This is a genomic window from Sinorhizobium alkalisoli (assembly GCF_008932245.1).
GTDB classification, from domain to species: Bacteria; Pseudomonadota; Alphaproteobacteria; order Rhizobiales; family Rhizobiaceae; genus Sinorhizobium; species Sinorhizobium alkalisoli.
In genome coordinates this window covers 598,033-619,058 of sequence record NZ_CP034909.1, presented here as the reverse complement: position 1 = coordinate 619,058, position 21,026 = coordinate 598,033, and the positions used below count along the sequence as shown (strand labels likewise).

Genomic DNA, 21,026 nt, shown 5'->3' with positions numbered 1-21,026 from the left:
GCAGTCAGTATCCCAGCGGCGGCGCCGGCTCGTTCATCGGCTCGGCGACGCGCATCTCATCCGTATTGTCGGTCTCGAGATCGTCGTAGGCCCGCCAGGAAAGAACAAGCAGGAAGGCGAAGAAAGAAAAGGAGATGACGATAGCCGTCAGGATCAGCGCCTGCGGCAGGGCATTCGCGGCGGGTCCGGCCAGCACTTCGGCATCACCGGCAATGACCGGCGGCACCTCGCGCGTCAGACGGCCACCGGTAAATATCAGCAGATTGACGGCGTTTCCGAGAACCGCGACGCCCAGAAGCACGCGGATGATGAACTTCGAAAGCATCAGGTAGACGGCCACGGTGAAAAAGACGCCGACCAGCAGGGCAAACCAGGCCTCCATCACTCCCCTCCCCGTTCTTCGAGCGACAACGCGACCGAGCTGATGGCGCCGACGACGACCAGATAAACGCCGGTGTCGAACAGCATGACCGTGGAAAGCGGGACCTCGACGCCGAGTAAGGACGGGTAGATCCATAATCCAGTCATGAATGGGACGCCCACGGCCACGGAAACAATACCGGCGATCGTCGCAACGAAAAGACCGGCGCCCGCGATCGCCATCGGATGAAAGTAGATGGCGCGCCGCACCGTCTGGACTCCGTTGGCGATACCATAGATCGCCAACGCAGAAACGGCGATGAGCCCGCCGATGAAGCCGCCGCCCGGTTCATTATGGCCGCGCAGCAAGACGAAGACGGAAAAAAGCATCATGAGGCTGGCCAGGAACGGCGCCAACGTGCGGAAGATTACCGACTTCATACCCGTTCCTCCACATCCTCGTCCTCAACGACGACTTCGGCGACGGCGGGGCGCTTGAGCGCGCCGGCCCTCAGCCGCACGAGCCCAAGAATGGCCAATCCGGCAATCATCACGACTGTGATTTCGCCGAGCGTATCGGTGCCGCGGAAATCGACGATGATGACATTGACGACATTCGCCCCGTGCGCGATCGCCTTCGAATATTCGTTAAAGAAGGCTGTCAGGCTCGCATCGAAGGGCACGCCGGTGACGCGTAGTAGGAGAAGGGCAAAGCCGGTGCCGCAGGCAAGCGCGAGCGCGAAGTCAGGCACTTTCTCGCGCCATGGCCTATGGTCCGACGGTGACAGCCGCAGCCGGGTCATGACGAGGGCGAGAACGACGACCGACAGGGTCTCGATCATGAATTGGGTGAAGGAGAGATCTGGCGCGCCATAGAGCAGGAAGATCATGGCGACGGCGAAACCCTGTATGCCGAGCGAAACGATGGCGGTCAGCCGGTCCGGCGCAATCATCATCGCAACGAGCCCGGCGACGGCGATCGTCATGATCGCAAGTTCGTGCAGGGGAACATCCGCGGCGAAGAAGGGCGCACGCGGGAATTCGCCATAGTGGAAGGGAATGGCCAGAAGCACGAAGGCGACCAGCAGGAAGGTCACCGTCATGTAGACGTCGAGCCGACCGCCTTGCACCCGACGGGTCACGGCCACGGCGGAGCGCACCAGACCACGCATGAACTGGTCGAAGCCCCGGTCCGGTCCCCAGCCGATCCCGGCAAGGATCGTTGCCATTGCCCCGCGCAGCCGAGCGAGGTTGAGGTAAAAGACGATACCCGCGGCGACGGTCATGCCGGAAAGAAGGAGCGGCACGCCGATATGCGGCACGAACGAGATGTTCACGGGCGTCGGCGTGCCGGCGATCGCCGAGGCCATTGGCGAAGAAACCATTCGATGTGCAAGGCCGGACATCAGCGCCATCGACAGCCCGGCCAGAGCCAGGATACCCGGGCCGAGCCACAGCAGCACAGGCGCTTCGTGGGGGTGCTTCGGAGTGCCGACCTTCGGACCCAGGAACGGCATCAGTGCGATCGCGAAGGCAACCGCGAACATGAGCGCGTTGGCGAAGATGGTAAGAAGGGCAAAGGTCGCGGAGCGAAGCTCGAAGCCGGACAGCGCCGCATAAATCTCCTCCTTCGCGAGAAAACCAAAGAAGGGCGGCAGCCCTCCCATCGAAAGCGCCGTAGCGAGCGCGATTGCAAAGGTCAGCGGCATAGCCGACCGGAGGCCGCCGAGCCGGGTGAGATCGCGCGTGCCAGTCTCATGGTCGATAATGCCAGCCACCATGAACAAGGCGCCTTTGAACAGGGCGTGCGCCACCAGATAGAGGGTCGCCGCTTCGATCGCGTACGGCAGACCGAGACCCGTCAGCATGACCAGGAGGCCCAGAGACGACATGGTCGTATAGGCGAGCATCAGCTTCAGATCCGTCTGGCGCACGGCAAGCAAAGCGCCCGCCATCAGCGTGGCGGCGCCGAAAAGCGGCAAGATCACCTGCCATTCCGGCGTGCCGCCGAGAACCGGGTTGAGCCGCATCAACAGATAAACGCCCGCCTTCACCATCGTGGCCGAATGCAGATAGGCCGATACGGGCGTCGGCGCCTCCATGGCGTTCGGCAGCCAGAAGTGAAAGGGAAACTGTGCCGATTTGGTGAAGGCGCCGCCGACCACGAGAAGGAGCGCCGCCAGATAAAACGGGCTTTGCTTGAGCTCGGCGCCGAAGGAGAGGAGCAGCGAGAATTGGGTAACGCCGCTGACGTTCCACAGTATCAGCAGCCCCGCAAGCAGCAGCAGCCCGCCGCCCCCGGTCACGACCAGGGCCTGCAGCGCGGCGCGGCGCGCCGCCTCGCGGCGATGATCGAAGCCGATCAGCAAGAAGGATGTGATCGACGTCAGCTCCCAGAAAACGAACAGCATCAGGAAACTGTCCGATGCGACGAGACCCTGCATCGATCCCATGAACATCAGGATGAAGGAAAAGAAGCGGCCCTGGTGCGGATGGCCCTTCAGATAGCCGCCCGAATAGAGCACGATCAGTGCCCCGATCCCCGAAATCAGTAGCAGGAAAGTCAGCGATAGTCCGTCGACCAGCCAGGAGAAACTGACATTGAAAGACGGTATCCAGGCATAGCCGCCGGTCACGACCTCGCCGTTTCCGACATCCGGGACGAAACGCAGGAAATGCGCGAAAACCCCTGCCGGGGCGAGCGCCAGGACCCACGCGGCATTGTGGCCGAGCAGACGCGCCAACACCGGCGCGACGAGCGCCGCGAGAAAGGGAAGACCGAGGGCCAGAAATGTCAGGGCCGCCATGTCCATCGCCTTGCCACGCTCCTTCGCTGCTTCGTTCGTCGGTCAGGTTGGCTACCGGACATAGAAGATGGGCCGGCTCGCCTCAAGAGAAATCGGCGGCAAAAGGAAGCGCAGGGACGGCAATACTGTGTAAAGCTGCAACGTGATCGCCTTTCGTTCCCCATATTCGGGGCAAACAGCAGCGGCGATATTCAACAACGATCCGGCCGAGCAACCCCTTTGTGACGGCGCGATCGCCCTTCTATATTATCGCAGCAATCCAACGAGATTTTACCCCTTCACCGAGCCGTTCCTCAACAACAAGCAACAGGGCACAGGTGCGTCGGTCCGACACGAAGTTCGATTCCGGGTGCGGCTGGCCGAGCTATTTCGCGCCGGTCGACGAAAATGCGATCGCCGAACATGTCGACCGCTCGCATTTCATGGTGAGAACGGAAATCCGCTGCGCCGATTGTGACGCCCATCTCGGCCATGTCTTCCCCGACGGACCGCCGCCAACGGGCCTGCGCTACTGCCTCAACAGAACGGCAATGACCTTTGAAGAGGACTGAAACGCGTCGTACGATCGATTTGGAAGCGTCGGCTCCTTTGCGCGTCTGAAAAGTCATGCTGCGCTGTAAAAATCGCGAGGACGTCTTTACGCGTCGGAAGAATGGCGCGACGCTACGATGGACGTGGGCAGATCGAAGCCACAAGGATATTTCCCATGCGCCGCGGCGTTTTCGCGATCGCTCTTCTGCCGGGGCTTGCCTTGCCCGCGGCGGCGGCAGATGATTGGCACCCCTACGCCAATCCCCGCTTCGGCTACACAGTCGACATTCCGCCCGGATTCGAGATGCGGAAGCAAGCCGGCATTGGCGATGGCGCAAGTTTTCACGCCGACGACAACGGTGCGACCTTGATCATCTTCGGTACCCGTCCCCCGGGCGGAGAGTTTGAAATCGACGTCGCTGAACGGATCAGCTACGAGAAAGAGGATCACTGGAGAATACTCTTTTCACGCGTCACGCCTGACTGGGCGAGCTACTCGGGCGCGCGCGACGGCGAGGTCTTCTATGCGCGGGCCATCGCGCTTTGCGACGGCAGCGCCGCGTATTTTCGACTCCAATACCGCAAGTCGAGGCTGACGAGTTTTGACGGCGTGATCTCGCGCATGGCAGCGGCACTGAGGCCCTCCGAAGGCTGCCAGCCGCCGGATTGACGCTTGAATTCGGCAAACGGTTGCGACTCAGGACGACGCGGCACCGCTGATGCAGGTGACGACGGCCGAATAGTGGACAGCCGATCCAGCAACGACAAAGCCGTGCCAGATGGCGTTCTGGTAGCGCAGCCGCTCCCAAACATGAAAAACAATGCCGGCCGAATAGATGACGCCGCCGACGATGATGAGAACGAGCGTCGTCGTGCTCAAGGCCGTGAACAGCGAACGGGCGGCAAGAATCCCGCCCCAGCCCATGGTTAGATAGAGCAGGATTGCCAATCGATCGAAGCGCAGCGGAAGCAGACACTTCATGGCGATGCCGGCAAAGGCGACCGTCCAGATACCAAACAGCATCCAGAAGAGGAATGGATCGTCCCATCCGCGCTGGAGAAACGGCGTATAGGTTGCAGCTATCAGCACGAAGATCGCAGAATGGTCCACGCGGCGGAGATACAATTTCGTCCGGCAGATCGGATAGAGATTGTAGAGGAACGAGACGGACAGGGTGAGGACCAATCCGATGCTGTAGATACAGGCTGCGGCGAGTTGGCCCGACGTGCTCCAGAGGGTTGCGTAGAAAATCAATGCCGTGACGCCGATAAGCGCGGCAGACAGGCCGATACCGTGGACGATGCCGTCGGCAATGAGTTCAGCCCGGTCGTAGTCCCATTTGACGCCACTCAAATCCACGGGGCTGCTCCACCACCCGTTTGAGAAAAGAACGGAGAGAGCCGAACCGACAGCGCCCGTTCTGCTACCATCCTGCCATACAGCCCTTATCCGGCAAAGCTTCCATTCGGCGGAACGAATCAATTTTCGAGACGTATGACAACATTCGCGGAAATCCCTGCGACCACGTTGCGCCGGGCCGGCGGCTCGCCATAGCGGAGATCAAATCCGAAACTGGCGCGCTCTTAAAGCGCGCCGCCTTCGACGCATTCGCGCGACGCGCTGCAGGTCCCTGTTCCGACCTACATTAGCGCGTGCGGGAGGCTATCTCCGCGGCGCAGGTCTGGCAGAGAGGCGCATGCGGCACCGCGTTCAGCCTTTCCTGTGAAATCGGATCGCCGCAGCGCACGCAGATGCCGAATGTCCCGGCCGCGATGCGGTCGAGCGCCGCGTCGATCGCACGGATCTCCCCCTGCCCTGCGAGGCCGAGCCCTTCCAGCACCTCGTCGTTTTCGCGTTCCGTGACGCGATCCGGCACATCGGCATTCATCGGCTGCTCGAGATCTTCCTCGATCTTCACCAGCCGGCCATAGAGTTCGCGCTTGCGGCTTAGAAGCTGTTCGCGAAAATCGTCAAGCAAGTACTTGTCCATTACAAGCTCCCTGGGCTGCGGCGCAACGATACCCGCGCCGCGTTTTCTTATTCTTGTTGTCGTGCTATCGATCGACGAGAACGGCACATGGGCAATGGCTGACGACACGGCTTGCAGTCGAACCGATGAAATAGTCGATCAGGCCCGGACGATGTGACGCTATGATCACGAGGTCCGCGTTCTCGTCTCTTGCGAGGGCGTTGATAGTGCCGGCTGCCCCGCCCGTGCGGATTTCGACGCGCCCCCTTATGCCATGCCTGGCCTTCAGCGCCTCGAGCGTCTTGACTGCATGCTTGCGCGATTCCTCGATCATCTCCAATGGAAAGTCGACGATCATGTAGCCTTGAGCGTAGGCGTTCAGGTCCTCGACCACGTTGAGCAGGATGATCTCCCCGCCCTCGTCAATCAACTTCTCTGCTATGCTGAGGACGGACTCGCCGTGCTCCAGCTGATCCATGGCGATCGGGACGATGATCTTCTTGTACATACAGACACGCTCCTTCGGTTGGACTCCCGGTCGCCGGCTCCCCAATCGGAGCCGATGCCTTGGGCCCGGATCGGAGGCAGCCGGGCCACCCCGTCTTCCCGCTCCGGGCCGAGACTGAGCGGCAGTGGTGATTCCGGCATTGATTGAGATCAATCAGCACCACCCTCGCGCCCGCATCGCCCACATCAGGAGTTAGGGCGACAGCCACGACTGTCAACGCTCATCGAACACAACATCAAGGAATATAATGGCTTTCCCGAACGGGATCACGTGATCATATTGGGCTAAACTTCGAGGCTGGGACCCGGGACAAATGATGGATGGCCGCGGTCCGGAAGGATGATGATGATGATGATGATGGAACACCTAACGACCTCGGACCCAGCGGTCGACTTTCCTGCCGATCACGCCGTGTCGATGCCGACCTATGTCGAGCGAGCGCATCTCGTCGTCGAGGACCTTCCGATGGTCCTGGCCTGGTATCAGCGGATCATGGGCCTTGCGGCGCTAGAGACGAGCGCGAGTGGAGCGGTGCTCGGCGTCGCGGGACGGCCCCTCCTCACACTCACCAGCGCTGGAAATGCCGCAAGGGCGCCGCGCAACGCGCCCGGCCTCTTTCACGTCGCCTATCTCGTACCGGATCGCCGTGAACTCGGTCGCTGGCTGGCGCATGCCCTGGACGATGGCATTCGCCTGCAGGGCGCGTCCGACCACCTCGTCAGCGAAGCGATCTATCTCTCCGATCCCGAAGGAAACGGTGTCGAAGTCTACCGCGATCGCCCGCGTAAGGAGTGGACCTATCATCCGCACGGCACCGTCGAGATGAAGACGCTGCCACTCGACCTCCAGGCGCTCTACGACGAGGCACGGCAAGACGAGTGGAGCGGCCTCGCCGAAGGCAGCACGATCGGCCATATTCATCTTCAAGTTTCGCATTTGCCGCAGGCGGATGCGTTCTTCCGCGACTTGCTGCGACTCGACCTCATGGCTCGCTATCCGGGGGCAAGTTTCTTCGCGACGGGCAAGTACCACCATCATATCGCAGCCAATATCTGGAATTCGCGAGGAGCCCCGAAACGCGAGGGCAGGATGACTGGCCTCAGGGAATACACGCTTCGCCTTAGGGATCCGAAGAATCTAACGGCCATATCAGACAGGCTCGAGGAGGCCGGAATACCGGTGCGCCGCGAAGGCGACCTTCACAGTCTCGTCGATCCCTGGGGAATCGGCCTCACACTTGCCGCGTAGAGTGCGCTTTTGCGCCCGCATCGCCTTGCCTTGCCGATCTCGACCTCCGCAATTTCATCCAGTTCTATCGTTATCGTTTGAACGACAGGCTGGGAGGCAAGGCGATGGGCGGCAAGATTCTCGTTCTCGGGTCCGGCGGCAGGGTCGGCAGCAAACTGGTGCGCTCTCTCGTCGAAAGGGGCGAACGCGTGAAGGCGGCAAGCCGCGGGGCCACACCTGCCGAGGGCGCCGAAACGATTGCCTTCGACTACCGGGACTGTTCGACCTATGGCCACGCGCTCGAGGGTGTCGACCGTGTTTTCGTGATGGCCCCGGACGGTTATACGGACCCGGGGGCGCTGCTGACGCCAATGATCCACGCGGCTGCCGCCCGCGGCGTCAAGAACGTCCTGATGAGCGTCATCGGCGCGGACGCCGACGAGGACCATCCCTATCGTCGAGTAGAACTCTTCCTCGAAAAAACCGGAGCACAATTCATCATCCTCCGCCCCAACACCTTCGCCGACAACTTTCACAGCCATTGGCTGGAGGGCATTCGTCATGGCGTCATTGCCGTGCCGGCGGCGGATAGCAAAACCGGCTTCATCGACGTGCGCGACGTCGCCGAATGTGCCGCCGCAGCACTGACAACCGACGCCTTCAGCGGCCTGGCCTTCGATCTCACCGGCCCAAAGGCATTGAGCTATCACGAAGCGGCGGCAATCCTTTCGCAGGCCATCGGCAGGCCCATCGTCTATAAACCGGTCGACGAGGAGACCTTCGTCGGCATGCTGGCGACCGCCGGCGTCCCGGAAGATTATGCTCGTTACGTCGCAGGCGTTTTTCGGCCCGTCCGGGAAGGCCGCATGGACAGGGTGACCGCCGACGTGGAAAGACTGACCGGCAAGAAGCCCCGCTCCCTCGAAACCTACGCGAAGGACAATGCCGCGGCATTGTCGGCCTGATCAAGGGCAGCACCTAAACCGCGCCCGCGCTTTCCGCTTGATCGCCGTGCAGGCGCTCTCTATCTCATGGTCTCTCGCAGAATAGCTCCCGGAGACCCGACTTGTCCGTTTTCAAGAACCTGCCCGCCGCACCCGTCGCTCCGAAAAAGCCGGTCACGGACACGCGCCACGGCATCGCCCGGACCGACGACTACGCTTGGCTCAGGGCCGACAACTGGCAGGCCATGTTCAAGGACCCGTCGATCCTGGATCCGCAGATCCGCAAGCATCTCGAAGCCGAAAACGAATATATGAACGCCGCCATGGCGGACACCAAGGATCTGCAAAAGACGCTGTTTGCCGAAATGCGCGGCCGCATCAAGGAAGACGATTCCTCCGTTCCGATGAAGGACGGCGCCTTCGCCTACGGCACCTTTTACGTGAAAGGCGGCGAACATCCGCGTTACTTCCGGATCCCACGCGAAGGAGCGGTCGGCGACGAGACGATCCGGCAGGTGCTGCTCGACGGCGACAAGGAAGCCGAGGGAAAAGCCTATTTCCGCATTGCCGGCCTCAATCATTCGAGCGACCATGCCCGTGGCATCTGGGGCTATGACGACAAGGGGTCGGAATATTACACGCTGAAGGTGCGCGACCTTGCGACCGGTGGCGATCTCGCCGATGTGGTCGAGAATACCGGCGGCGGCGGCGCCTGGGCAGCGGACGGCAAGAGCTTCTTCTACACGGTGCTCGACGAGAACCATCGGCCATCGAAGATTTACCATCACGTCGTGGGCACGCGGCAGTCGGACGACCGGCTCGTTTATGAGGAAAAGGATCCAGGCTTCTTCATGTCGGTCGGCGGGTCGCTTATCGACGATTTCATCTTCATCGACATCCACGACCACCAGACCAGCGAATATCGCATCATCGCGACCACGGACCTCGCGGCCGAGCCGAAGCTCGTGGCGGAACGCGTCACCGGCCTCGAATATTCCATGACCGAAGGTGGCGACGTTTTCTATATCCTGACCAATGCCGACGGCGCAAAGGACTTCAAGATCATGGAATCGCCCGTCGCAGCGCCGCAAAAGGAAAACTGGCGCGAAGTGGTTCCGCACAGGCCGGGCACGCTTATCCTCAGCCATATGGCCTATGCGCGCCATCTCGTCTGGTTGCAGCGGCGCGAGGGGCTTCCGGAAATTGTCATCCGCGACCGCAAGACCGGCGAGGAACACGCGATCGCCTTCGCCGAGGAGGCCTACTCCCTGGGGCTCTCGGGCGCCGCCGAATACGACACCGAAGTTATCCGCTTCTCGTATTCCTCGATGACGACCCCGTCGCAACTCTTCGACTACAATATGGCGACGCGCGAGCGGACGCTGCTCAAGACCCAGGAAGTGCCGTCCGGGCACAATCCGGACGACTACGTCACCCGCCGCGTCTTCGCACCCGCTCCGGATGGAGCCCCGGTTCCGGTCACACTTCTCTATCGCAAGGACACGCCGCTCGACGGCTCCGCACCCTGCCTGCTCTACGGCTACGGGGCTTACGGCATCACCATTCCGGCGGGCTTCAACACCAATTGCCTGTCGCTCGTGGACCGCGGCTTCGTCTACGCCATCGCCCATATCCGCGGCGGCAAGGATAGGGGCTTTCAATGGTACGAAGACGGCAAGATGGCGAAGAAGATCAACACGTTCAAAGACTTCATCGCCGCGGCCGACTTTCTGAATGAGGAGAAGTTCACCTCCTACTCCAACATCATCGCCGAAGGTGGCTCGGCAGGCGGCATGCTGATGGGCGCGATCGCCAATATGGCGCCGGAGAAGTTCCGCGGCATCATCGCCGCGGTCCCCTTCGTCGACGTGCTGAACACCATGCTCGACGACACCTTGCCGCTGACGCCGCCGGAATGGCCCGAATGGGGAAACCCGATCGAAAGCGAAGAATTCTATGACATCATCGCCGGCTACTCTCCCTATGACAATGTGGAGGCCAGGCCTTACCCGGCGATCCTGGCGCTTGGTGGTTTGACCGATCCGCGCGTTACCTATTGGGAACCGGCGAAGTGGGTGGCGAGGCTGCGCGAAAAGACGACCGGCAGCGAACCTATCCTGTTGAAGACCAACATGGATGCCGGCCATGGCGGCGCATCCGGGCGCTTCCAGCGCCTCGAGGAGATCGCCTTCGAATATGCCTTTGCCATCAAGGTCGCTGGCAAGGCGTAGGAGGTAGCGCGGTGCCGGTCCACATCGCTCTGCTGAGGGCAGTCAATGTCGGCGGCACCGGAACGCTTGCCATGGCGGAGCTGAGGTCGATCTGCGAGGGCCTTGGCTTCACCGACGTCAGGACCTACATCCAGAGCGGCAATGTCCTCTTCCGCTCCGAGCTCTCGGAAACCGAAGCGCGGCGGAGGCTTGAGGACGCGCTCGCTGCCAGGATGGGCAAGGCGCCGGGCGTGATCCTGCGCAGCCGACGCGCGCTTGAAGACGTCTTGGCCAGGGCACCGTTTCCTGGGGCCAGGCCGAATTTCCTGCTCGTCACCTTCCTACGGAAACCACCTCCTGCCGATGCACTCGACGATCTCGTGGCGCCGGGTGGAGAGGAGGCGCAGATCGATGGCCGGGAGATCTTCATCCATTATCCGAACGGATCCGGCCGCTCGAAGCTCAAGCTGCCGGCACTGAAGGCCGGCACGGCACGCAACCTCAATACTGTGCGCAAGCTTGCGGAACTCGCCGCCGCCATGGAGGACGAGAGTTCCTGACCTCGCCCTCATATCACTGGTTCTTCGGCTGGAACAGCAGTCGCACGAAGCTGCGAAAAACGAGGAGTTGATCGGGAAGGCTCTTCGGCTCCTTCAGCGCCTTTGAGAGCACGATGCCGCCCTCGAGAACGGTCGAGACCATGTCGGCCAGTTGATCGGCCTCGAGCGGCTCGCGCGGGCGGTAGGTCAGCATGATCTCCCTGAACATGGCGCCGAAACGCTTGCGCCACATCAACGCTGCCTGGCGGTTTATCGCCTGGATCTCCCGATCGAACGCACGCTCCTGCGTGCACATGGTGGCGACCAGGCAGCCGGGATGGCCGTTCGGCAGGTCCGCGAGCAACTCGGACAGCAGCTTCAGGCCTGTCAGGAAGGACTGCAGCGGATCGTCCGCGAGTTCACGTGCCCGCCCGAATATCTCGTCGTAGATGCGCTCGTCATTTTCGATGTAGCGTTCGAGCAGCGCCTTGGCGAGTTCGTTCTTGTCGCGGAAATGATAGAAGAACCCGCCTTTGGTGATGCCGATTTCGACGATCAACTCATCGATGTCGCGCCGAAACCCTTCGCCAGTACCGCAACTTCGGCGGCATCGAGGATCTTTGCGCGGGTTTCCTCGCCCTTTCGCATGGTCCACTCCTATACCGCAAGTACAGTTTTGATTTCGAAGAGGCGGCGTCAGCCGGGTCTCCCGTCGCCAATCCCGACGGCAAGTTCCTGATGTGACAGCGATATGCGGCTATTCCGGCAATACTATACCGCAAGACCGCTAGTTTAGCTGCCGATAAAAAGGCAGAAAAGCCAGCATTGAAGCGGGATGGGGGGCGCCTGGCGACCTCACCCTGGTCTGCAGCAAAAGAGGAGGAAAGGGTGAAACGCGAAATCGCCAAATACCGACACGACCTGCCGCTCCTGCGCGGAGGCGCATTCCTGAGCGACGGCGGACTGGAAACGACGCTGATTTTTCACGAAGGCATGGCACTGCCGCACTTCGCCTCCTTCGTCCTGCTGTCGTCCTCGGAAGGGCGCCAGCAACTCCTTCGCTACTATACACGCTATCTCGACATTGCCCGACGCCACGGGACCGGCTTCATTCTCGACACCGCCACCTGGCGCGCCAATGCCGACTGGGGCGCAAAGCTCGGCTATGACGCCGAGGCGCTCGACCAGGTCAATCGCGACGCGGTGTACCTGCTGACGGAACTGCGTGCGGAATACGAGCGCCCGCAAGCGCCGATCGTCCTCAGCGGCGCAATCGGTCCGCGCGGCGACGGTTACAAGGCCGGTCGGATGTCGGCCGAAGAAGCGGAAGACTATCATGCGGCGCAGGTGGCGGCCTTTGCCGCCAGCGAAGCCGACATGGTCGCCGCCTACACCCTGACCAATATCGACGAAGCGATCGGAATTGCCCGCGCGGCGCGGAACCACGGCATGCCCTGCGCCATCTCCTTCACCGTGGAGACCGATGGGAGGCTCGTCACCGGCCGCTCGCTTCAGGAAGCGATCGAAACCGCAGACGCGGCAACCGAAAGCTATCCGCACTATTACATGGTCAACTGCGCACATCCGAGCCATTTCGAGGGCAGCCTGGACCAGACTCAGGCCTGGGTCCGGCGGATCGGCGGCATCCGCGCCAATGCCTCCGCGAAGAGCCATGCCGAGCTCGACGAAAGCGAGACCTTGGACGTCGGCGATATGCGCGACCTCGCTCAGCGTTACCGTGCGCTGACCGGCCGCATGCCGCATCTGCGCATCCTCGGCGGCTGCTGCGGCACCGATCACCGCCACATCGAGGCGATCTGCGAGGCCTGTTTGCCGCCGCCGGCGCTCAGCGCCTGATCGGATTGCGCCCGTGCGGGGCGCTTTCCCAAGGACATGTTGCACGTGCGGCCATCCACGTGCTGCAGCAGCCCTTGCCCGCTGTAGTGAAGTGTAGCCCCCTCGCGAAAAGGGGGTGGCTCGTGTAGACTCGTCGTGAAAGGGCGGTCGGCAGCTCGCATTACGGCCGCTGGAGCATGATGGAATACACGCCCCCGACGGCCTCAGAGACCGGCCCGTTCCGTTTCGACAACAGCTTTGCGCGGCTGCCTGAACAGTTCTATGCGCGCGTCGAGCCGACACCGGTGGCCGAGCCCTGGCTGATCAAGCTCAACAGGGCGCTTGCCGAAGAGCTGCAGCTTGACGTCGAAGCGCTGGAGCGTGACGGCGCAGCGATCTTCTCCGGCAACCGCGTCCCCGCGGGTGCGGAGCCGCTCGCCATGGCCTATGCCGGCCACCAGTTCGGCACCTTCGTCCCTCAGCTCGGCGATGGACGCGCCATTCTCATCGGAGAGGTTATCGACCGAAACGGGAAGCGCCGCGACATCCAGCTCAAGGGAACGGGCAAGACGCCCTATTCGCGCCGTGGCGACGGGCGTGCGGCGCTCGGCCCGGTCTTGCGCGAATATATCGTCAGCGAAGCGATGCATGCGCTAGGCATCCCGACCACCCGCGCGCTTGCGGCAACCGTCACCGGCCAGCCCGTCTATCGCGAGGAGATACTGCCCGGCGCCGTCTTCACCCGCGTCGCGGCCAGCCACATTCGCGTCGGCACTTTCCAGTTCTTCGCCGCGCGCGGTGATATGGAGGCGGTCAGGGCGCTCGCCGATTACGTGATCGATCGGCACTATCCGGAGATCAAGGGCGACGGACGGCCCTATCTTGCACTCTTCAAGACGATCACGGAGCGCCAAGCCGCTTTGATCGCGCGCTGGCTGCATGTCGGCTTCATCCATGGCGTGATGAACACCGACAACATGACGGTTTCCGGCGAAACGATCGACTTCGGGCCCTGCGCCTTCATGGATACATACGATCCCAAGAAGGTGTTCAGTTCGATCGACCAGTTCGGCCGCTACGCCTACGCCAATCAGCCGGCCATCGGGCAGTGGAACCTGGCACGCCTGGCCGAGACACTGGTGACATTGTTCGATCCTGCCGCCGATACGGCGGTCGATCTCGCCAATGAGGTCCTCACCGGATACGGGTCGGTCTTCCAGGAGCACTGGCTAGAGGGCATGCGGCGAAAGATCGGGCTTGCGACGGCAGAAGACGGAGACCTGGAACGGATACAGACGCTCCTGACCCTGATGCACAAGGGCAATGCGGACTTCAGCCTCACCTTCCGCCAGCTTGCGGCCTGTGTCGAGGACGACGCTTCGGACGCGCAGCTTGCCGGCCTGTTCCAAAATCCGGAGGCGCTTTTGCCCTGGCTCGCGGACTGGCGGGGCCGGCTCGGGCGCGAACCGCGGGCGCCGGACGAGCGTGCCGCCGCCATGCGGGCGGTCAATCCGGCCTTCATTCCGCGCAATCATCGGGTAGAGCAGGCGATCGATGCGGCAGTCCGGGATGCAGACTTCTCCCTCTTCGAGGCCCTCGTCGACGTGACCTCAATGCCTTACGAAGACCAGCCGCAACATGCCGCCCATGCGGAACCGCCGAAGCCCGGTGAAGAAGTGCTGCAAACCTTCTGCGGCACTTGAAGGGTCCGCAGAGACACGGGCTGCGGCGAAACGATTTGGACGGTTTTCAGGCCATTCCGGCGATGATCCTGCCGATCTCGGCAAAGACCGGATTCAGGGCGTCGAGCGGCGCTTTCGCCTCACCGGTGTAGACAGCGACCAGGATGGGTCCACGCCCGTCCGGCCAAGCGAAGCCGATATCCGAGACGGCGCCGGCCATGCTTGTCCCGGTCTTGTCGCCGATCCGCCAGTCCCTTGGAAGGCCGGCCCGCAGCCGTGCGCCGCCTGTCTTGTTCGCGACCATCCAGCCGACAAGCCGCTGGCGCGAACTCTCCGACAGCACCGAACCGAAGGCCAGCTTGCGGAGCGTTTCCAGCATCGCCGCAGGCGTCGTCGTATCGCGCGGGTCGCCGAACGCGGCTTCGTTGAGCTCGGGTTCCATCCGGTCGAGACGCGTCGCCTCGTCTCCGATCGACCGCAGCCACGATGTCAGCCCGGCCGGACCGCCGAAGCTTTCCAGCAGTAGATTGGCGGCGGCGTTGTCGCTGATCGTGATCGCCGCCTCGCAGAGCGCGGCGACCGTCATCCCATTGCCGCCGACATGCTTCCCGGTGACTGGAGAATGCGGCAGCAACACGTCCCTGCCGAACGCAATACGCCGGTCGAGCGCCTCCTCTCCCCGATCGATGCGCGCCAACGCACAGGCCGCCGCGAGCGCCTTGAAGGTCGAACACATGGCGAAGCGTTCGGTCTCCCGATGACCGAAGGAAATATTGGTCCGGGTGTCGAGCACGGAGACGCCAAGACGGCCCCCGGTGCGCTTTTCAAGCTCTTCTAGCTGCTTCGCAACGTCATCCTCCGCTCGGGAGAAAGCCAGCGCAGGAGCCGGCAAGGTGAACGCCGGAAAGAGTGTGGCGGTTGCAAACAACACGCTGCGGCGACTGATAAGCAGGGGCATCGTCTATTCCCTCCGTTCGGCCGACGCATCCACATCAGACAACTAAATTATTGATATTGAATACAATTATGCACTGTCCACGACTCGCTACGAGCCGAATGTGGCGGTCTTGTGCTCGCTCAACGTGGGTACCGGCGTGCCACGAGAGATTGTACGAGCGAAAAAGGCCATCCGCGCGCTCGCCGACCATTGCCAGTGCGAGGGCGAATACTGACCGCCCAAAAGAATCTCCGTTGACAAAATCCGGGAAATGGAGAATCTACGCGCATGATCAAGAACGCACCCATTTTCCGCGCGTATTTTTGGCTGTTCCGATAGGAGCGGCTTGCTGATCATATTCAACAAGGCCGCCATCAGGCGGCTTTTGTTTTTCACGGCACCTGATGGCGGAAGAACCATAGGAGCCGAGAATGCTGCAGACCGCCATACCTAGCCTTCACCCCGTGCCGTCGGCCAGAGCGCCCATGGTGACGATCCGTTGCGCGAAGCCGCGCGACGTTGCCGAACTGCGCGAAATGATCGCCGAGCTTTCCGCCCATCATGGCGACGCTGCCCCGGTCACATCCGAACAGCTGGAGCGCGATCTCTTCGGCCGCACACCGTGGATCACCGCTCTCGTCGCCGAAGCCGGTGGTCAGTTGATCGGCTATGCCATACTGGTTCCCCAGTACAGGGCGGTCGAGGGCGTGCGCGGTATGGAACTGCATCACCTCTTCGTGCGGCCCGGTCACCGCGGCACCGGCATCGGCCGGCATCTCATCGCCAAGGCACGGGAGCAGGCGAAAATGGCGGGCTGCAATTACCTCTCGGTCAGCGCCGCGACCGGCAATTTCCAGGCGCATCGTTTCTATGAATCCGAGCGCTTCGAGCCTCGCCCGGTGACCGGCATGCGCTATATTCAGAGGATAGGCTGAAGAGGAGGGCTCGATGCGCGTTGCTATCGTGCTGACGGAAGGCTTTGCCGACTGGGAATGCGCGCTGTTGATGGCGACGGCGCGCGCCGAGCTGGGAGTGGATCTTCTCGTCGCCTCGCCCGGCGGCACCGTGGTAACCTCCATGGGCGGCCTGCACATCACGCCGCACCTGCCGACGAAGACGCTCGCCCCGGCGGAGTTCGACGGGCTCGTGCTCTGCGGCGGCACCATCTGGGAAACCGCTGCGGCACCCGACCTGTCGCATACGATCCGTGCCTTCCACACGGCAGAGCGCGTGGTTGCGGCAATCTGCGGCGCCACGCTGGCGCTTGCCGCAAGCGGCATCCTCAATGGGGCCGATCACACAGGCAACTCGGCCGGAAGCCTTGCGGCGGTTCCCGACTATCAAGGCCAGAGCCACTATCGCGACCAGCCGCGGGCGGTTCGCAGCGGTCGCCTCGTGACGGCCGCAGGCACCGCACCGGTAAGCTTCGCGGCTGAAGTCTTTCACGCGCTCGGCCTCGGCTCCGAGGCGCTCGACGCCTACCTCGCGCTCTATGCCGAGGAGCACCGGCTCACCTGAATGGCCCCCTAGACATGTCGTTGTCCCGAAAACCCTGCACGCTCCGGGCGACATGGATCACAGCGGCGGCAGCGCCTTCAAATAGGCGGCGATCGCCTCCCGATCTTCCGAGGGAAGCTTCGCCAAGTTCTTCTGCACCTCGACCATCGAACCGCCGACCGTGTCGAAATCCGGCGTGAATCCGGTCTCTAGATAGGAGGCAATGTCGGACGCGCTCCAACCGCCGATGCTCTTCGAGCCCGGCGTGATATTGGGAATGCGACCCTCTCCTTCCGGGTTCGGCGCTCCGGCAAGCCACCTCTCCGGCTCGAAGCCGCCGAGCGCGTCGCGCGGGGTGTGGCACTCTCCGCAATGGCCGGGACCTTCCACGAGATATTGTCCACGGGCCAGCTTTGGCTCGGCCGTATCGAGCGCGACCCTCTGATCGTCGGTCAAATACAGGAGCTTCCAGCCGCCGAGTGCCAGGCGGATATTGTAGGGAAAGGGCAGATCATGCGGCGGTGCAACGGTGGCGCTTTTCGGCAGCGTTTGCAGGAAGCCCCACAGGTCGTTGATATCCTTGGCGGTCATGCGCGCGTAGGAGCCGTAAGGAAAAGACGGATAAAGGTGTTCGCCGTCTTTGCCGACGCCGCGCGTCATGGCATTGCCGAACTCGGCGAGCGTCCAGCCACCGATTCCAGCCGTTTTGTCGGGCGAGATATTCGGCGCGTAGAAAGTACCGAATGGACTTTTCAGCGGCCGACCGCCCGCCAGCACGAGCCGTTGATCATCCTTGGCGCCGGGAGCCGCGTGGCAGCCGGTGCAGCCGCCGGCCCAGAAGACCTGTTCGCCATTGGCTAGATCCGGCTGACCCAGTCCCTTCCAATGCGCCTCGTCCCATGGTCTCGGTTTCGTCAGCCACCAGAGAACGCCGGCGCCTGCGAGAGCCAGCAGGACCAGACCGGACAGAAGCCAATTCGTGCGCTGCCTCATGATCTCCCCAACTGCTCGTAAGTGCGCCTGTTCGGACGGCCCTGCAGGGGCCGGAAAGGAAAGCGCCGGTCGAACCGGCGCATTCCTGGCAGGACAAAGAGGTCCTTCGTCACTCTTTCTTTAGGCGATAGGTCTCGTGACAGCTGCCGCAGTCCTTGCCGAGAACACCCAGCGCGGCGCCGACGCCGGCAGAATCGGATGGCAACTCGGCGAGGAACATCTCCGCATCGCCGCCGAGCTTGGCGGCCTTCGCCTTGAAGTCCTCCATATTCTGCCAGATCTTCGGGCTCGCTTCAGTCTCCATGCCGGTTTCCGAACCCGGAGGGAAATGATTCGGAAAGACCTTTACGGTATCGCTGATCGTCGTCAGCGATGCCTTGACGACTTCCGCGTCATACGGCTTTTCGCCCTTGGCTATCCCACTGAGGGCGCCGGCAGCCTGCCCGACCTTCTTCATCAGCTGCTGGCGAACCTCCTGCGGCTCGTCCGCAGCGGTCACGGCGGTGACACCCAGCCCTGCAAGGACGGCCGCAAGCGCAAAAGCTCTCATCTTCATCATCATCTCCGGTCGTGCGAATCCGCTTGAGCGGCTTCGTGTTGAAAGCGCCGGCATGATGGCATTTTGGCTTTTCGACGGAAGTAACATTTTTTTGAAGTGCTTGTCGCTGCAACGCAATTTGACCGAAGTACATTCAGCTCCAGCTCAGCAAATAACATGAATAGTAAGGTCATGTTTATAGCCGAACATCGCTCCACCCCTGCCAAATGGTCAGGCCCGCGATCAACACGAGGACAAGGCCCGCGGACCTGCCGACTGCGACCGTCACGGCGGGACTGCCGACCAGCAGATCGCGACCGCGGATGGCTGCAAGCGCGAGACCGCCATAAACGGCCAACTGCGTCGAGGCGATCATGATTGCCATGACGGCGGCCTGCGACCAGACGGGCCCGAATTGCGGCTTCAGGAATTGCGGATAGACCGCCAGCATGAAGAGATAGGCCTTGGGGTTCATGAGGCTCGTCAGCGCCCCCTGCCGGAAGCTCGTCCAGCGCGACCGCATCATCCCGCCTTCGATGCCGCCGATGGTGACGGAACTGCGCAGGAGCGAGAAGCCGATCCAGGCGATATAGCCCGCGCCGGCAACCAGAAGCGCATTGAAGAGTTCGGGCATCAGATGCAGCACCACGCTGACACCGAGCGCGGCATAAAGGGTGTGCAGGACGCCGCCCGCCATGATGCCGGCGGTCGCAGCGAGCCCGGAGGCGCGTCCGCCGGTGACGGCATTGGCGAGGACGAAGACCATATCCATGCCGGGCACGATGATGATACCGAACAGGAGAGTGAAGAACAGCCAGAGGTTTTCCGCGTATGTCATGTCAGTTGCTCGTGGATAATTTCGAGGGACAATGGACCGGACTGCAGATTTTTCAATCCGTTGCCGCATTGCTATATCTCTGCCCAACTGACAGGGTCGTGTCAGGAGCCTTCGCGGCCATGGAGGGAAACCGATGCGTAAGGCATCGCGGCTTTTCGAGATCATCCAGATCTTGCGTCTTGCCCGAAGGCCGGTGACGGCGGCCGATATGGCCGAACGGTTGGAGGTAACGTCGCGCTCGATCTATCGCGACATCGTGGCCTTGCAGGCCATGCGGGTGCCGATCGAGGGCGGACGCGGCATCGGCTATATATTGAGGCCCGGCTTCGACCTGCCGCCGCTCATGTTCTCCATCGAGGAAACGGAGGCGATCGTGCTCGCGCTCGCGCTGCTCGAGCGCACCGGCGACCGGGAACTGAAAGTCGCCGCTAGCCGCGTGGGCCAGAAGATCACCGGGGCCGTTCCGGAACCGTTGCGCCAGGTCTTCCAATCGCAGGCGCTCCGCGCCTGGGGATCAATCGCGGCGGCCCCAACAGCGGTCGACCTCGCCCTCATTCGGCGCGCGATCCGCGACGAACAGAAACTCGCACTTGACTACCGCGACGAGTTCGGCCGGGCGACTGAACGCACGGTCAGGCCGCTGGCCCTGATCTATTATTCGGAACAGGCGATGATGGTCGCCTGGTGCGAATTGCGCCAAGCGATCCGCAATTTCCGCGCCGACCGCGTGGAGCACTGCGAGCCGGTCGAAGCCTTCTTCCGCGGAGAGGGCGACAGGCTGCGGCAAGCATGGATGGCAGGGTGGAAGACGTAGGTGGGTATTTGACCCCTACGAAAAGGCCCGGCGCAAGAGCCGGGCCCACCTTCCATCGCGACTCGTGAAGCCGCTTACTTCGTCGCCGCCTCGTACATTTCGAGCACGTAGTCCCAGTTGATCAGGTTGTCGACGAAGGCCTCGAGATATTTCGGGCGGGCGTTGCGGTAGTCGATGTAGTAGGAATGCTCCCAGACATCGACGCCGAGGATCGGCGATGCACCGTGAACGAGCGGGTTTTCGCCGTTCGGCGTCTTCGAGATTTCGAGCTTGCCGTTCTTCACCGAAAGCCAGGCCCAGCCGGAGCCGAACTGGCCCGTTCCGGCAGCGATGAAATCGGCGCGGAATTTGTCGTAGCCGCCGAGGTCGGACTTGATCGCGGCATCGAGCTTACCCGGCAGACTGGTGCCGCCACCGCCCTTCTTCATCCACTTCCAGAAGTGGATGTGGTTGTAATGCTGGCCGGCATTGTTGAACAGCGGCTGGTTCGTGCCATAGGACTTCTTGACGATCTCTTCCACCGACAGGTCGGAAAGACCGGCTTCCTCGGCAAGTTTGTTGCCGTTCGTCACATAGGCGAGGTGATGCTTGTCGTGATGGTACTCGAGCGTTTCGCGCGACATATAGGGCACGAGCGCATCATAGTCATAGGGAAGGTTCGGCAATTCGAAAGCCATTGTGGCATCTCCTCTTGGCATGGGATTTGGTGACGGAAATCTGTGATCGGGAACATAGGCACCGCCTCGGCGGGAGGCAACCGATGTGGTGCCAAAATTTCCCTAAGTCACGAAAAAT

General features: G+C 62.1%; 21 protein-coding genes and 2 pseudogenes. 11 read left to right on the top strand and 12 right to left on the bottom strand.

Translation table 11 applies throughout. The features are described 5' to 3' along the window. Positions 1 to 4: 4 nt before the first annotated feature. From EKH55_RS03000 to EKH55_RS02990, 3 genes are read right to left on the bottom strand one after another with little or no spacing between them, the layout of a single operon-like run. A complete protein-coding gene (locus EKH55_RS03000; RefSeq protein WP_151610954.1) occupies positions 5 to 382 on the bottom strand; it encodes a Na+/H+ antiporter subunit C in 378 nt (125 codons plus the stop codon). Continuing rightward, positions 382 to 801, bottom strand: coding sequence for a Na(+)/H(+) antiporter subunit B (locus EKH55_RS02995; protein WP_151610953.1), 420 nt, complete (start codon positions 799 to 801; stop codon positions 382 to 384). The genes EKH55_RS03000 and EKH55_RS02995 overlap by 1 nt, the downstream gene beginning before the upstream one ends. Then, on the bottom strand, positions 798 to 3,173 hold the full coding sequence (locus EKH55_RS02990) for a putative monovalent cation/H+ antiporter subunit A (protein ID WP_151610952.1): 2,376 nt from the start codon (positions 3,171 to 3,173) through the stop codon (positions 798 to 800). The genes EKH55_RS02995 and EKH55_RS02990 overlap by 4 nt, the downstream gene beginning before the upstream one ends. A gap of 268 nt (positions 3,174 to 3,441) precedes the next feature. On the opposite strand from EKH55_RS02990, the pseudogene msrB reads away from it, so the two are divergent. Together msrB and EKH55_RS02980 are read left to right on the top strand one after the other, a co-directional pair. Then, positions 3,442 to 3,718 (top strand): annotated as a pseudogene (msrB, locus tag EKH55_RS29615) (peptide-methionine (R)-S-oxide reductase MsrB); the annotation flags it as partial. A 155-nt stretch (positions 3,719 to 3,873) separates the two neighbouring features. After that, on the top strand, positions 3,874 to 4,368 hold the full coding sequence (locus EKH55_RS02980) for a hypothetical protein (protein WP_069460478.1): 495 nt from the start codon (positions 3,874 to 3,876) through the stop codon (positions 4,366 to 4,368). 27 nt (positions 4,369 to 4,395) lie between these two features. On the opposite strand, the gene trhA is transcribed toward EKH55_RS02980, so the two are convergent. The 3 genes from trhA to EKH55_RS02965 form a co-directional block, all read right to left on the bottom strand. Continuing rightward, positions 4,396 to 5,058, bottom strand: a complete 663-nt coding sequence (gene trhA / locus EKH55_RS02975) for a PAQR family membrane homeostasis protein TrhA (protein ID WP_069460477.1) — start codon at positions 5,056 to 5,058, stop codon at positions 4,396 to 4,398. A gap of 286 nt (positions 5,059 to 5,344) precedes the next feature. Next, complete coding sequence (locus tag EKH55_RS02970) at positions 5,345 to 5,689, bottom strand: TraR/DksA family transcriptional regulator (protein ID WP_069460476.1); 345 nt, start codon at positions 5,687 to 5,689, stop codon at positions 5,345 to 5,347. A gap of 64 nt (positions 5,690 to 5,753) precedes the next feature. After that, positions 5,754 to 6,176 (bottom strand): universal stress protein, encoded by a 423-nt coding sequence (locus EKH55_RS02965; RefSeq protein ID WP_069460475.1) that lies wholly within the window; start codon positions 6,174 to 6,176, stop codon positions 5,754 to 5,756. A 345-nt stretch (positions 6,177 to 6,521) separates the two neighbouring features. Here EKH55_RS02965 and EKH55_RS02960 point away from each other — a divergent pair, with 345 nt between their 5' ends. From EKH55_RS02960 to EKH55_RS02945, 4 genes are all read left to right on the top strand, one after another. Continuing rightward, positions 6,522 to 7,424 (top strand): VOC family protein, encoded by a 903-nt coding sequence (locus tag EKH55_RS02960; protein WP_427915835.1) that lies wholly within the window; start codon positions 6,522 to 6,524, stop codon positions 7,422 to 7,424. A 104-nt stretch (positions 7,425 to 7,528) separates the two neighbouring features. Next, entirely contained in the window at positions 7,529 to 8,368 is an 840-nt protein-coding gene (locus EKH55_RS02955; RefSeq protein WP_151610950.1) for an SDR family oxidoreductase, read from the top strand. Between the two features lie 101 nt (positions 8,369 to 8,469). After that, complete coding sequence (locus EKH55_RS02950; RefSeq protein WP_151610949.1) at positions 8,470 to 10,578, top strand: S9 family peptidase; 2,109 nt, start codon at positions 8,470 to 8,472, stop codon at positions 10,576 to 10,578. 11 nt (positions 10,579 to 10,589) lie between these two features. Then, the gene (locus EKH55_RS02945) at positions 10,590 to 11,117 is read left to right on the top strand and encodes a DUF1697 domain-containing protein (RefSeq protein WP_069460472.1); all 528 of its coding nucleotides are present in this window, start codon (positions 10,590 to 10,592) and stop codon (positions 11,115 to 11,117) included. A 13-nt stretch (positions 11,118 to 11,130) separates the two neighbouring features. Here EKH55_RS02945 and EKH55_RS02940 read toward each other — a convergent pair. Then, positions 11,131 to 11,744, bottom strand: a pseudogene (locus EKH55_RS02940) (TetR/AcrR family transcriptional regulator). Positions 11,745 to 11,996: 252 nt separating this feature from the next. Between EKH55_RS02940 and EKH55_RS02935 the strand changes: the two are divergent. Both EKH55_RS02935 and EKH55_RS02930 read left to right on the top strand, forming a co-directional pair. After that, entirely contained in the window at positions 11,997 to 12,953 is a 957-nt protein-coding gene (locus EKH55_RS02935) for a homocysteine S-methyltransferase family protein (protein WP_192803764.1), read from the top strand. A gap of 179 nt (positions 12,954 to 13,132) precedes the next feature. After that, positions 13,133 to 14,635, top strand: coding sequence for a protein adenylyltransferase SelO (locus tag EKH55_RS02930; RefSeq protein ID WP_192803763.1), 1,503 nt, complete (start codon positions 13,133 to 13,135; stop codon positions 14,633 to 14,635). A 46-nt stretch (positions 14,636 to 14,681) separates the two neighbouring features. On the opposite strand, the gene bla is transcribed toward EKH55_RS02930, so the two are convergent. Beyond that, positions 14,682 to 15,572 (bottom strand): class A beta-lactamase, encoded by an 891-nt coding sequence (bla, locus tag EKH55_RS02925; RefSeq protein WP_151610946.1) that lies wholly within the window; start codon positions 15,570 to 15,572, stop codon positions 14,682 to 14,684. A gap of 410 nt (positions 15,573 to 15,982) precedes the next feature. Here bla and EKH55_RS02920 point away from each other — a divergent pair, with 410 nt between their 5' ends. Together EKH55_RS02920 and EKH55_RS02915 are read left to right on the top strand one after the other, a co-directional pair. Next, on the top strand, positions 15,983 to 16,486 hold the full coding sequence (locus EKH55_RS02920) for a GNAT family N-acetyltransferase (protein WP_151610945.1): 504 nt from the start codon (positions 15,983 to 15,985) through the stop codon (positions 16,484 to 16,486). A 13-nt stretch (positions 16,487 to 16,499) separates the two neighbouring features. Further along, positions 16,500 to 17,069 carry a DJ-1/PfpI family protein gene (locus tag EKH55_RS02915; protein WP_069460467.1) on the top strand — a complete coding sequence of 190 codons (570 nt, stop codon included), beginning with the start codon at positions 16,500 to 16,502 and terminating at the stop codon, positions 17,067 to 17,069. 57 nt (positions 17,070 to 17,126) lie between these two features. Here the strand turns inward: EKH55_RS02915 and EKH55_RS02910 are convergent, their stop codons facing one another. The 3 genes from EKH55_RS02910 to EKH55_RS02900 form a co-directional block, all read right to left on the bottom strand. Further along, entirely contained in the window at positions 17,127 to 18,041 is a 915-nt protein-coding gene (locus EKH55_RS02910) for a c-type cytochrome (protein WP_151610944.1), read from the bottom strand. Between the two features lie 109 nt (positions 18,042 to 18,150). Beyond that, positions 18,151 to 18,597 carry a c-type cytochrome gene (locus tag EKH55_RS02905; protein ID WP_069460830.1) on the bottom strand — a complete coding sequence of 149 codons (447 nt, stop codon included), beginning with the start codon at positions 18,595 to 18,597 and terminating at the stop codon, positions 18,151 to 18,153. 178 nt (positions 18,598 to 18,775) lie between these two features. Then, positions 18,776 to 19,417: a LysE family translocator gene (locus tag EKH55_RS02900; RefSeq protein ID WP_069460465.1), complete on the bottom strand. Its 642-nt coding sequence runs from the start codon at positions 19,415 to 19,417 to the stop codon at positions 18,776 to 18,778. 133 nt (positions 19,418 to 19,550) lie between these two features. Between EKH55_RS02900 and EKH55_RS02895 the strand changes: the two genes are divergently transcribed. Next, the gene (locus tag EKH55_RS02895; RefSeq protein WP_151610943.1) at positions 19,551 to 20,231 is read left to right on the top strand and encodes a helix-turn-helix transcriptional regulator; all 681 of its coding nucleotides are present in this window, start codon (positions 19,551 to 19,553) and stop codon (positions 20,229 to 20,231) included. A gap of 74 nt (positions 20,232 to 20,305) precedes the next feature. Here the strand turns inward: EKH55_RS02895 and EKH55_RS02890 are convergent, their stop codons facing one another. Next, positions 20,306 to 20,908 carry a superoxide dismutase gene (locus tag EKH55_RS02890; protein ID WP_069460463.1) on the bottom strand — a complete coding sequence of 201 codons (603 nt, stop codon included), beginning with the start codon at positions 20,906 to 20,908 and terminating at the stop codon, positions 20,306 to 20,308. Positions 20,909 to 21,026 lie beyond the last annotated feature (118 nt).